Annotated in this window: 14 protein-coding genes; 2 read left to right on the top strand and 12 right to left on the bottom strand. The window is 45.0% G+C overall.

Annotated features, from left to right (window positions below; all coding sequences use genetic code 11):
• Window positions 1–121 precede the first annotated feature (121 nt).
• Window positions 122–628: a DUF2569 domain-containing protein gene (locus AC4E8D_RS08075; RefSeq protein ID WP_221822669.1), complete on the bottom strand. Its 507-nt coding sequence runs from the start codon at window positions 626–628 to the stop codon at window positions 122–124.
• Window positions 629–982: 354 nt separating this feature from the next.
• Here AC4E8D_RS08075 and AC4E8D_RS08070 point away from each other — a divergent pair, with 354 nt between their 5' ends.
• Window positions 983–1,927, top strand: coding sequence for a hypothetical protein (locus AC4E8D_RS08070; RefSeq protein WP_260632875.1), 945 nt, complete (start codon window positions 983–985; stop codon window positions 1,925–1,927).
• Window positions 1,928–1,946: 19 nt separating this feature from the next.
• On the opposite strand, the gene AC4E8D_RS08065 is transcribed toward AC4E8D_RS08070, so the two are convergent.
• From AC4E8D_RS08065 to AC4E8D_RS08025, 9 genes are all read right to left on the bottom strand, one after another.
• Window positions 1,947–2,240 (bottom strand): RNA polymerase alpha subunit C-terminal domain-containing protein, encoded by a 294-nt coding sequence (locus AC4E8D_RS08065; RefSeq protein ID WP_221822667.1) that lies wholly within the window; start codon window positions 2,238–2,240, stop codon window positions 1,947–1,949.
• A gap of 18 nt (window positions 2,241–2,258) precedes the next feature.
• Window positions 2,259–3,266: a phosphotransferase gene (locus AC4E8D_RS08060; RefSeq protein WP_339183217.1), complete on the bottom strand. Its 1,008-nt coding sequence runs from the start codon at window positions 3,264–3,266 to the stop codon at window positions 2,259–2,261.
• A 42-nt stretch (window positions 3,267–3,308) separates the two neighbouring features.
• The gene (locus AC4E8D_RS08055; protein ID WP_221822664.1) at window positions 3,309–3,902 is read right to left on the bottom strand and encodes a DUF4304 domain-containing protein; all 594 of its coding nucleotides are present in this window, start codon (window positions 3,900–3,902) and stop codon (window positions 3,309–3,311) included.
• A 60-nt stretch (window positions 3,903–3,962) separates the two neighbouring features.
• Window positions 3,963–4,475, bottom strand: a complete 513-nt coding sequence (locus AC4E8D_RS08050) for a DUF4275 family protein (RefSeq protein WP_260632874.1) — start codon at window positions 4,473–4,475, stop codon at window positions 3,963–3,965.
• 45 nt (window positions 4,476–4,520) lie between these two features.
• Window positions 4,521–5,057, bottom strand: a complete 537-nt coding sequence (locus tag AC4E8D_RS08045; protein WP_221822662.1) for an NUDIX hydrolase — start codon at window positions 5,055–5,057, stop codon at window positions 4,521–4,523.
• A 162-nt stretch (window positions 5,058–5,219) separates the two neighbouring features.
• On the bottom strand, window positions 5,220–5,897 hold the full coding sequence (locus AC4E8D_RS08040) for an ABC transporter ATP-binding protein (protein WP_339307479.1): 678 nt from the start codon (window positions 5,895–5,897) through the stop codon (window positions 5,220–5,222).
• Window positions 5,894–7,024: an ABC transporter permease gene (locus tag AC4E8D_RS08035; protein ID WP_339307477.1), complete on the bottom strand. Its 1,131-nt coding sequence runs from the start codon at window positions 7,022–7,024 to the stop codon at window positions 5,894–5,896. The genes AC4E8D_RS08040 and AC4E8D_RS08035 overlap by 4 nt, the downstream gene beginning before the upstream one ends.
• 67 nt (window positions 7,025–7,091) lie before the next feature.
• Complete coding sequence (locus AC4E8D_RS08030; protein WP_490206064.1) at window positions 7,092–8,468, bottom strand: sensor histidine kinase; 1,377 nt, start codon at window positions 8,466–8,468, stop codon at window positions 7,092–7,094.
• A complete protein-coding gene (locus tag AC4E8D_RS08025; protein ID WP_336761239.1) occupies window positions 8,465–9,142 on the bottom strand; it encodes a response regulator transcription factor in 678 nt (225 codons plus the stop codon). Before AC4E8D_RS08025 ends, AC4E8D_RS08030 begins: the two co-directional genes overlap by 4 nt.
• 290 nt (window positions 9,143–9,432) lie before the next feature.
• On the opposite strand from AC4E8D_RS08025, the gene AC4E8D_RS08020 reads away from it, so the two are divergent.
• Entirely contained in the window at window positions 9,433–10,416 is a 984-nt protein-coding gene (locus tag AC4E8D_RS08020) for a cation diffusion facilitator family transporter (RefSeq protein ID WP_221822653.1), read from the top strand.
• Window positions 10,417–10,613: 197 nt separating this feature from the next.
• Here AC4E8D_RS08020 and AC4E8D_RS08015 read toward each other — a convergent pair whose 3' ends face one another.
• Together AC4E8D_RS08015 and AC4E8D_RS08010 are read right to left on the bottom strand one after the other, a co-directional pair.
• Complete coding sequence (locus AC4E8D_RS08015) at window positions 10,614–11,651, bottom strand: glycine-rich domain-containing protein (protein WP_339307468.1); 1,038 nt, start codon at window positions 11,649–11,651, stop codon at window positions 10,614–10,616.
• 141 nt (window positions 11,652–11,792) lie between these two features.
• Window positions 11,793–12,176 carry a hypothetical protein gene (locus AC4E8D_RS08010; protein ID WP_490206063.1) on the bottom strand — a complete coding sequence of 128 codons (384 nt, stop codon included), beginning with the start codon at window positions 12,174–12,176 and terminating at the stop codon, window positions 11,793–11,795.
• Window positions 12,177–12,283 lie beyond the last annotated feature (107 nt).

Raw genomic sequence — 12,283 nt, 5'->3', positions numbered from 1 at the left:
CTCCTCCTTTTCACTTCAATAATGAACAATATCCTTTACACTGTATGACAGCCCGGCATATATAAAATAAACCCGACCTCAGATAGCTTCTATCCAAGATCGGGTATTTCCTGCTTACCATTTATCTCACAAATGTGTTATGAACTCGCTCTGATTTGATAAAATAAGGAATCCAGATGGCACAAGTGATTACAGATTTAGCAATTTCTCTGATCGAGCTTCCATCTTCCAATTCTTTTGCTAACGGAATCTGGAGTAATAATAGGTAATCAATGATACCAACAGCTAGACTGAGACCATAGAAGATGATCATCAGACGGGGTAATATTGCCTTCTTGCTATAAAACGCAAAAATTGTGTAGACGCTGAATAATAAAAACAGCGTATTGTACACCATCTCAAAAATAAGTACCGGACCCCATAACGGGTGATAGTAGTCCGATTGTTTGGAGGTTAGCATTTCCCAAGTCTCCGTTGTGAATGTGGGTATTATCTGTTGAAATAATTGCACTACAAGCAGTATTACCGTTAGAAATAATCCAATCTGGATGAGAATAAGCCAACCACCCAATCCCGAGACGCCTAGTGGACGGTAATCTGCCTTTTGCTCTTGAATATGTGGTTCCATTTCGTAACACTTCCTTAGCCAGTTTTGTTTTTCTGAGATGAGTCTTCATCTTAATATTGCACATTGAACCTATGGGTGATTCTCACCCCTTACTTCACGTGCGTTGTATGTATTTTCATACTCTCCTTATAGCGATCTCTCCGCCTTCCTATTATATGGAATTTTACACAACTTCCTTATTGTACTACATATGTCAAGGACGAAGCAGCCATTACAAATCATACTCATACAGTAAAAACCAAATAAGGCTTTCGCTATACTTCCGCCATGTTCAGCAAAGTACACGTACGTCATAATCCTCTTATACAGATGCAGATGGTGACACTGTATTCGACTACGAAGGAGGATATGGATATGCCCAATCCCAAAGTAAAACTTTTGCCTTTCGCCGACATTTCAAATTATGTCGAGGGCTTCGATATCGTTTCCACCCAGTGGGGCGGTGATGGTCTTGTCTATGTGCTGCTGATGAACCAGATTCCAGAAAGAGAACGAGGTATGTTCGTTCAGACCACATTAAACCAAAGCTATACGTACAAAGTACTCATTGTGACAGATCAAACTATCGAGGAAGTTGTCATTTGGGGACAGACGTTCAATTATCATTATGTACAACCGTTACATGATCATCTGCTGCTCGTCGGAGCACGATGTACCAATTACGGGAATGAAAAGTATGATCTAAACGCCAAAGTGTGTGATTTAGACGGAAATACAATTCGCGAGTTTTTGCTGGGAGACGGTATTCAGAGTGTACAGGTCACAGAGAAGGGAACGATTTGGACCAGCTACTTTGATGAAGGGATATTTGGTAACTACGGATGGAGCGATCCAATTGGATCATACGGTCTGCTGGCCTGGGATGGACACGGTAATAAGCTGTACGAAAACCACGCAGCAGACATTGCGGATTGTTACGCACTCAATGTCGTAAATGATAACCAGGTCTGGTTCTACTTCTACACCGATTTCGAACTGGGTTGTATCTCAGGGGGCACCAGTGAACCCAAAGTGACATTTATGAATCCAAACATCTCCGGTTCCTCCGGCTTCAGTACGGATGGTTATCATTTTTTGTTTGATGCCGGGTACGGTAAACATGGTACGTTTGTCCTTAAGAAAATGGAAAAGCCCGGAAGATTGAGCAAAGGACAAAAGATTGATTTGCTAAATGAAGATGATCAGCCCTTCAAGCAGGTACGGCAGGATTTTCGTCAACATCGTCTGCTACTTAGTGAAGGTAACTTGTTGTATCGGGTAACGATGGAGGAGATTACTTCTGCTTCTGGTTTGGATTAGTGAAACCACATGAAGAGGGTTATTTCTTAAAAGACAATCCCTCTTCTTCCAATGCGTTTCGAAGTTTAGGCATGGCAGATGGTCCGATTCCGTGTAGTTTCAGGATTTCTTTCTCTGTGTAATCCGCAAGTTGCAGTAGTGTCGTAATGCCTTCATTCTCCAAGGCACGTCTGGCGGGAGCTGACAGCAAGGCTAGAAATCCTTCTGTCGGTTTACGTTCAGCTTCGCATGTCGGACAGGTTAGGCAATCACTTTTTTTATAATACGAATGGCCTTGTTCGCATGTTCTGAGTGTTCCTTTATCGTTGGCCATATGGCATCCCCTCCTGAATCAAGTATTCAACCAGTTCTTAATATCTGAAATCATATTTTCGTATTGTTTTAGAGCCTCTAAAGTCCAAATGACTTGTGATGTTCCTACTAACTGTTCCTCTATGTCCGTACATTCAATCCACAGTGACCGTTTAAGACTATATTCGAGCCAGTCCAACTTTCCAGCAAAACCATTATCCAGAACCACATCCCAATTGGCGGTTAGACTCCCCACTTGCTTCTCATATCCAGCTATAAAAGCCAAGAACTTTTCCTTGTTTATACTTCCGGAGTTATCTACTGACCAATACACAGCTGTTTCTACCAGATCATGCATAGGATTAATATAACCTGCCGATTCCCAATCGATAATAATAGGTATGTCTTGTCTCCACATCACATTCTTAGGCTCCAGATCTCTGTGACTAATAACATTCTCAGATGCTAACATTGAAGATGACTTCTTAGCCTTCATGCTCCACTCATATAGCTTATCCATACTGGAATTCAAAATCTCAATCCATTCCGAATTCTCATTTTTTCCTTTGTTCAGATAAAACATCCAATCTATTTTTTTAGAATTAGTCACCTGTGAACTATGCAATTCTAGTTGTCTAAAATCCGTTTTATGAATATCTGCAAGGATCGTTCCCATCAGAGAACTGTTATTGATAGTAACTTCATCTTGTTCCAAGCGTTGCCCCTCAATCCAATCAAAAATTAGATAGAATTGATTATCAATGTTATGCATAGAAGCACCCTTTAACCTTTTTGCAGGTTGAGCATGGATATGTTCAGCTGCCACGCTTGCGATTTTTTCTGAATCAATATAATTTTGCACAGCAGTAGGTCTTATCATGATCTGGGGATTCAATGCCTTAACTGCATAATTAGCTTGCGTCGTTTCAATGGCGTACATTCGATGAAGAAGTCCACCTGAAATCGGTTTGGGCGAACTGATCAATTCACCAAGCTGTAATTCATTACACAGTTTCTCAAAATTTAAATTATATTGAGTATCGTTCATATGTTATCCCCTCTCATTTTGGCTATTTGTCTGGAGCAAAGCCTATAATCCGTACTCGGCAAAAACGGCTGCATATTTCTTTTCTAATATCGTCCAGCGCTTTTCGGCTCCGTATTTGGCGTGCAGTTGCTGTAAATAATGCTTGGCTTCTTCCGTATCACCGGCTTTTAGCAGGAAGCGGAAGGTTACTTCGCTTAAATGTAGCGCTGTCTTGTCCATATAATAATGGACTATATCTCTGGCCCCTGTTAGCGAGTGCAGGAATGACATGCCCTCTTCCAAATGTGACACCAGTTCTTTCGATAAAGCTTCCGGATCGATATCAGGCGTTAAGGTATAGTGGGCCGGAGCGGAAGGGGCTATTGCTCTGATTCGGCAGGTAAAATGAGATATGTACTCCAATATGTCTCCATTCAATCCAACGGAATGCAACTCCGCAAGTTCGGTGGAATGAACACCACAATTAACATAAAACTGGACTTGACGACTGGTGTTATACTTTGCTCTTTGAATGTTGAACTTATATGCGAGGTTTCCATCCGCTTTGTAGAAATTCAGATTTTTCTTGGAATAACCGTGTTTGGCAAATACGGGTTTGACTTCTGTTTTGATGATCTTCTTAAAAAGTTCCTGCATTAGATATCACTCCCAAGGCAAATTTTATTTAATACGTTGTTATCTTTTTTTTGTTCAAAATCATGCTTGTTCCATTTTATAAAAATAAGGGCCACACATGGATTCGTGCGTATGCACGTACGTCCATGTAAACGCTCGGTCGAAGATATAGATATCCTGCTCCGAATCAAAATCCGCTGCAATAATCCGATTCGCGTTTTCGTATAAAAGCACCCAACCCCCACTTTCATACATCACATATACTTCATCTTTCGGCTCGGCATTGAAAGCATCTCGTGCTTGATCATGTGTCCGACATTTCTGTTGTTCATAACTGAACAAATGCCACTTGTACTCACTATAATGGATAGACTCTTTGACCACATCATCGATATTATGGGCAAACACGCTGTCCCATTGCTGTACAATCCCTTCGGATTCCTCATACAGTTCGGACACGACAACCCCTTTACCCTGCAAATTCTTCTTGAACATATATTCCTGATGGATACGCTCAATCCCCCAATATGCTCGGTTCAGTTCCATTTCGGGTAATGCATCCAGCAGCTCGTTAATTTTATCTCGAATCATCATTACCTCCGTAAGATATCGGAATTAGATCATCTGGTCCTTGCCTGACTATTTAGCTTCTTCTCGCAGCATATGAGCCAGTTTGTACATCTCCGCAATGTCATATCTGTTCTGTTCCTGGAATCTTCGGATCGCCTCATCAATCTCTACGACTTCCACCGCAACCACCTGCTCTCCATCCTCCGGATTCAGCGGATCACCAACAAGTTCAACGTCTCCATATCCGATGATTCGTACAAAATGGGGATGCGGGATATGCGGTCGATACGGTTTCAACGCACTGGATGCGCAATAGAATTGGCCAAAAATCTGATAGGACCGCATTTCAGCCCCAAGTTCCTCCATCAATTCGCGCTTCAGTCCATCCATGTAATGCTCACCCGCTTCAAGCGTACCCCCAGGAAGCTCCCAAGCTCCATTATCCAGTTGGAATACAACACATTGATCCCCGACAAACGGAATGATGCTAATATTGCTCACCAGCGTTTCATCCACGATGTCGTTTAATCTGAACTCCGCCTCAATAATTCCCCAATGAATCGACGTACTCAACGCCGGAAATAATTCCGCACTCAAGCTACTCATCCGCACCCGATCCTCTCTATCTAATTCCACTATTCTTCCAATTATATTCGAAAACACAGAAAGAAGGCCACCTTCCCACCGGGAATACGTGACCCTCTTCTTATGCGCTCTGCCCTTAGCCTTGGATCAGTGTTCTCTCCAGACTCTCAGACCATGCTCTCTCTAATGCTGCACCAGCTTTCCATTTTCCAAAAAAAGAACCCGGCTACAGAGCGGCAAAATCCGCTCATCATGTGTAACCATCACTGCACTCTTGCCCTGCTCTTTCACGAGCCGTGCAATCATGCGGACAATATCCAGCCCACGCTCCGCATCCAGGCTGGCTGTCGGTTCATCCGCGAGCAGGACAGCCGGATCATTCATCAACGCCCTTGCAATGGCGACCCGCTGTCGTTCCCCACCAGACAGCTTCTCCGCATATGCCTTCCGTCGATGGGTCAACCCCACCGTGTCTAATAGCTCATCCACTCTCTTCTCCGCCTTGTTTTTATCCGTTCCGGCGAGCTTCGCAACCACCATGAGTTGCTCTTCTACTTTCAAATACGGAATGAGGTTGGCACTTTGAAAAATAAAACCAAGCTGCTGAAGCCGCATATCGGATATATCCTGTTTGCTTTTGCCCATAATAGAGGCCCCGTCCAGTAGAACCTGCCCTTGGGTTGGTTCGAGCAGTGCGCCAGCAATGGACAGGAATGTGCTTTTACCCGAGCCGGAAGGCCCCATTACAGCGACAAGTTCCCCTTCTGTTACCTCAAGGTCCAGTTTGTCCAAAATCGTGCGTTTGCTGCCGCCATCTTCAAAGGTCTGTGTAATTCCCTGCAATACCAATCGGTTTCTCATGCTGCAGTCCTCCCAATCGCATCAAGTGCATCAATTTTGGTAACCTTCCACACCGAGAATAATGAACCCGCCACAGACATGAGTATGAATAACACACAGGTCAGCGCGAGGGTGGACAAGCCTAATTGAAACGGCATCGATGCTGGCAAGATAGACTCGAACAGTCGAACCGACAGTACGCTAATCACCAGACTACCAACCGACAGGAGCAAGACTTGTAACGAAACACTGCCCGCCAGATAACCATTCCGCGTTCCAATCGCTTTCAATATACCGAATTGACTCGTTTTCTGAATTGTAATGACATAGAAGAATACCGCAAGCACAAACGCCGAAATAACATATAGAAAAGCGATCATCATGAGCAACGATCCCTGCTCTTCCTTATATCCAGGAATGGCCGATACGGCATCCGACTTCGTAATAACTTCCGTATTAGGCAATGCAGTACTCAGGCGGTCTAGCTGATCGCCCCCATCCTTGATCGCAATAGCATTGTATATCGGAGCATTGGCATTGGTGTCTGCTGAAGCTTGAGAAGTCCGTGAACTTCCCTGGAGTGCGAGCCATTCCTGTTCATTTAGGAACACCACCGGGGAGTGACTGAAGGACTCATTTTGTACAAATCCACCAACGGTCCACTCCGTACCCGAAGCTTGATCGACCAGGACGGTGCCAATCGTGACACCAGATTCAGACAACTTTTGGTCCACCACAACCTGCCCGTCCGTTTGATCCGTAATCGGAGACCCTTCGGTCACCGTTGGAGCAAGCCAGTTCTCCGGGTTCACCATGAACAGCGTGACATCGATCTTTTTTGTGTCGCCGGTTGGACTGACGGTTGTCATTTTCACACCGAGCGGCTCAGCGTTCTCTTGCCCCACTACCGAGCGAGCTTGATCAAGCTGATTCTGATCCACTTGTGACCGGGTAAAACGATGATTCGAATCCTGCTCCAGTACAAAGTGGGTTGCTGCCATATTTTTGATCGAAGCTGCGTTATCATACGCCAGCCCCTGTGCAAGACCTGTAACAAATAGTACCAGAAATGAAACCAGTACCATGATTGTAGCAATTAAGGCATATCGCCCTTTGGCATACCTCATTTCCCGAATAGCCAAGTACATGTTCTGTGACCTCCCTCTTGATAACCCAAGTATAGGAGGCGAAAATGAACGGCAAATGAATAACAGATTACATCTGCGGAAGTGTCACGGTGAAGACCGTACCCTCAGGCGAACTGGAAACCTCAATTGTACCATCATGAATTCGGATAATTTTCTGCACAATGGCAAGTCCAAGACCTGTTCGTCCAGAAGAACGTTCCCGCGCACGGTCCACCCGATAGAATCGATCGAACAGGAAAGGCAGATGCTCCGCAGCAATCCCGTCTCCTGTATCCCGAATCTGAATCACACACTGGTTTTCCGTCTGCTCCGCGTGAATCTCGATGCTTCTTCCCTGTGGTAGATGGTTCACCGCATTGCCCAGTAGATTCATCCAAACTTGCATGAGCAGCACTTCATTGCCCACCAGCTGGATGGATTCGGGCACCGATATCCGAAGCAGAAGTTCTTTTTCTTCGAGTTGCCATTGCAGCACCTGAACCGCTTGCCTGAATTGATCTTGCAAAGAGAACTTTACTTTGGACAGATCTTCGTTACCTTGTTCAAGAGAGGACAGGAGAAGCAGTTGTTTGCTGAGCAAGGAGAGATGGCGGCTCTCCTCCTCAATGATCGATGCATAGTGCTCCCGTTCCTGTTCAGGCAGATCCCGATCCGCCACCAATTGGGCAAACCCCTGAATTGAGGTCAGCGGCGATTGAATCTCGTGGGATACGTTGGATACAAACTGCTGTCGCGCCTGATCTACCCTTTCCAATTCACGACTCATGGTCATGAAATGCTGTGCCAGTTGTCCAATCTCATCCCGCCTTGCGGTAGGCAATTTCAGATTATATTTTCCTTGAGCAATGCGCTTGGTCGCCTCGGATAGACGTTCAATCGGATTGACCAGATAGCGGGTACTGATCAGAAAGATCAGGATACTAATGCCTATCGTCAATGCTCCAATCAATGCAAAAAAGATTCGCAGCTCACCGAATTGCAGAATTACATCCGGGCGCATAAAGAGAGCGTAATTCGCATTGCCCAACTGTAGATGAACACCCACGGTATTGCTTAATTGATTATCGAAGAAACCGGTAATGAACGGTTTGCTTGGAAACTGGGCGACGCCATGGTACACCTCACCATTTAGTACCAGTTCTACAGCTTGCTTATCCAGATCTTTCTCACGGAATTCGCGGCCATAGAATCGGTCGCTGCCTTTTCCATCCGTCACATAGATTTCATACCCGAGTGCGGCGGCATTGTTCAGATAATCCTCCATCGTGCCAGGTTGCTGTTCCACAAATTGCTTCATTTGCGTCGCGATGCCCACCAGCTTCTCATCATTGAAATCCTTGAGCTTTGTATGATAGTAGATGTTGGACAAAAGAAAACCGAGCATGCCGCTGACCATAATCACTCCAATCGTAATAAGGAATACCCGGACATACAAGGTCCTCAAGGCGTTTTCACCTCCATCTTGTAACCAATGCCCCGCACAGTCTGAATGACGAAATCGTCCGTATAATCGGCAAACCGATCACGCAACCGCTTGATATGTACATCAACGGTACGGTCATCTCCTTCATAATCTGCTCCCCAGACGAGTCGAATGAGCTCATCCCGCGAGAACAAACGGCCCGGATACTGTGCAAGCTGTGAGAGTAATTCAAACTCCTTCATTGGCAAAAAGAGAATCGATTGCCCATCGGTAACCTCCACATTGTTACGGTCAATGACGATCCGGTTCATACGGATAATATCGCTGGATGTGCGATGGTACCGACGAAATAACGCCTTTACCCGATAGACTAACTCTTCCGGTTCAAATGGCTTGGTCACATATTCATCTGTTCCTTTCAAATAACCATCTCTCTTATCGGATAGCTGATCTCGTGCCGTCAGTAGCATGATAGGAATGTCGTAATGCTGCCGAATGAAATCGCATAACTCCAGTCCGTCCATGCCGGGCATCATCACATCGAGGATCGCCAGATCAATCGGCGTTTCTTGCATCAGTCTGACCGCTTCCAATCCATCCTGCGCTTCATGAACCCGATACCCTTCCTTGGTCATGACATGCCGCAGAAGTGCTCGAATATTGGCATCATCGTCTGCCAGCAGCAGATGTTTCATATCGTTGTCCGCCCTTCTATGTAGCGAGTACATCTCACTTTGATCCTGCACAGATGGTAGCATAAAAGCAATCTCATTCGCCAGCACATGCATGGAGACACCTTGGACATGTTTATATTTTCTTGAATCTGGTTGACACTACTATGTGGCGCAACTATAATAAAACCATAACATATGAACAAGCGCTCATATATTCATTTGTAGGCGATTAAACATTGCTTAAGCTCAGTTATAGTCACACTAGAAATCATATTACATAACGGAGCCGCGCTCCAAAGGAGAGGATTTATATGTCTGGACATCATCACAGTCACAACCATGGGCACGATCATGGACACAACCACGCTCACACCACCAATAACAAGAAAGTCCTGTTGTTTTCCTTCATTATTATTACCATCTATATGATCGTCGAAGCCATTGGTGGATTCATCACCAACAGTCTCGCACTTATCTCGGATGCAGGCCATATGCTGTCTGACTCCATTGCACTCGGGATCGCTCTGCTGGCGTTCACCTTTGGTGAAAAAGCCGTAAATACCGGCAAAACGTACGGGTACAGAAGATTTGAAATTTTAGCCGCTACGTTAAACGGAATTACGTTAATCGCCATTGCACTATACATTTTCTACGAAGCGATTGGGCGTTTTATCAATCCGCCGGAAGTTGCAACCGTAGGTATGTTAATCATCAGCATCATTGGATTACTCATCAATATTCTGGTGGCCTGGATCATGATGCGTGGTAGCGATACGGAAAATAATCTGAATATGCGCGGTGCTTATCTCCATGTCATCAGCGACATGCTGGGATCCGTTGGGGCTATTGCGGCAGCCCTGCTTATGATGTTTTTTGGCTGGGGTTGGGCCGATCCACTTGCAAGTGTAATTGTCGCGGCGTTGGTATTGCGAAGTGGTTTCTATGTCACCAAATCCTCCCTGCATATCTTGATGGAAGGCACTCCAGCCAATGTGGATGTGAATGAACTGGTGCAGACTATTAAACAAGTTGATGGCGTCAAAGGTGTTCACGATGTGCATGTCTGGTCCATCACCAGTAACCTGAATGCGCTGACCGCTCATATTGTGGTGGATGGAACGATGGATGTTTATGCATCCGAGATCCTGGTTCAGAAAATTGAACATATGCTGGAGCATAAAGAAATCAAACATGTAACGCTCCAAGTAGAGTCTGAGAAACATCTGCATGACACCTCAGTATTATGTACGGTCAAAGGCGACGCACCAGATGCTCACGCACATCATCACCATTGAATGTTTACTAAAAAAAAACTGCTAAATGAAAACAGGGCTGATTCCCATCACTGGGAAAGCCCTGTTTTTGATTTTTATAATTTTTTGGTATGTCCTACGGCTTGATGAACACATCCCTGCCTTCTTTTCTGACAGGTTATTCCGCTGTATCATCGACATCTTCTCTTTTTCCATTCATTCGCTAGCTTCATACTTCATTAATCTCCGCCACCACCACAAGATGAACAGCTGGATGAGCTGCAAGAAGAGTCGGAAGATGACCCCGAGGATGATCCAGATCCTCCCGAGAAACTACTATTGTCTGTACATTGATCCGCATAACAGCTGGAACTGCTCGTGCAGCCACTGCTTGACGAGGAACCATAGGCTGCCTTTTCCTGTGGAAGAATTTCCTGTTCCATCCGCCCCATGTGTAACCCATATGTCGCCTCGTTATGCATGGAGTAATACACCATGGCGCTAGCCATGACGAGAGCTACATCGCTACTTCCGGAAGATGATGGAGATAGCTCTTCCTCACTTAGCGTTGCGGATCTACGTAGTTGATCAATCAAATAGGCAATCACCTGAGCAGCTTCAGGATCTTCCTGCATGCGTCTGGCATGAAACAGCTCATTCACCAGTTCAGACTGATCTCCCTGTGCGATCAGCTTCTGTACATCACTGGATAATGGGTAAGTGAAAAAATCACCCCAGATTGCAGCACTGTAGGGGGTAAACTCGAATAATTGACAGTACACCCAGTCAAACCATGCACGCGCTCCTGGCGTTTCGCGGCGGGTGATTGCCGGCTCATGGTGCACGGTGGAACCCATGAATTCTGCACAAAAATCAGCGTAAGATTTCGTAAACATCAGCATCTCATGCCACAAATCATCAACTTCATCACTGAACATGGGCACCTGCTTAAGTAATGAAGCCATAATGAAATATCGCTTGAGCTCTATCAATTTCCACCGATACTCCAGCGTTTTCATGTGAGGATATTCCTGTTGAATTCGTATCTTGAGTTTATTGGCAAAATGCTTATTGTAACTCTTCTCCAATTGAAGAATGGTTTGCTGATAGGAGACTTCTTCTCGAAGTCCAAGATTCAATGGTGCTTTTTTTCGTCTGTACGTCACTTTCGTCTGTTTTCTGCGTCTTCCTGCTGGACGGAAAATCTTGAGCTTACGTCGAACCAAATAGGCTGTTACAACTAATAAAACTGCTGCAAGGTAGTAGTAGATCGGCATAAATAAACCGCTCCTCTCCGTTGATCTTCTCTATGTAGGGTTAAGCTATCATTAGTATAAATGAGGAACGGCAGTAATTCATAGAGCCCTTTGGCATACATGCCAGGGCTCTCGTTTAGTATATTCTATTGTTGCTCATTGTTATGAAATGGCAATGATTATACTGGTTATCAGCATCAACAACGTTACGGGCGCCCAGATTCTTCGTTCCCATACACTTCTCGTGATCAGATTCAAAATCGTCCCCAACACCAAATACCCAATGATAAACCAAATTGCGATATCTGAGAATGAAGACCATCCTGGCAAAAGCAATCCTGATTTACTCAAAACAACGATCCCAATGAATGCCAATATTGCGATCTGAAATATGCAGGAAAAACGCATGGTTACGGGGTATTTCCCGGGAAACTTCCCACCCATGGCGTACTCTCCCCATGGCACACCTACTGCCAACGCAACCTGAAACAGAATAACGATCAGAATCAAGACGGTGAATACGATTGCCGATGTCAATACAATCATGACCACACTCCAGTACTCAAAGTGGCAGCAGAATCACTCCCATAATAGGGATACCTTATTTTCCAATCGTAGATCCTTCATTCTCTACAGAAATGCAAACCTGATTG

The organism is Paenibacillus sp. SRL342, from assembly GCF_984798905.1.
Note: the sequence above shows the minus strand (reverse complement) of the source record. Positions and strands in the feature narration are given on the sequence as shown.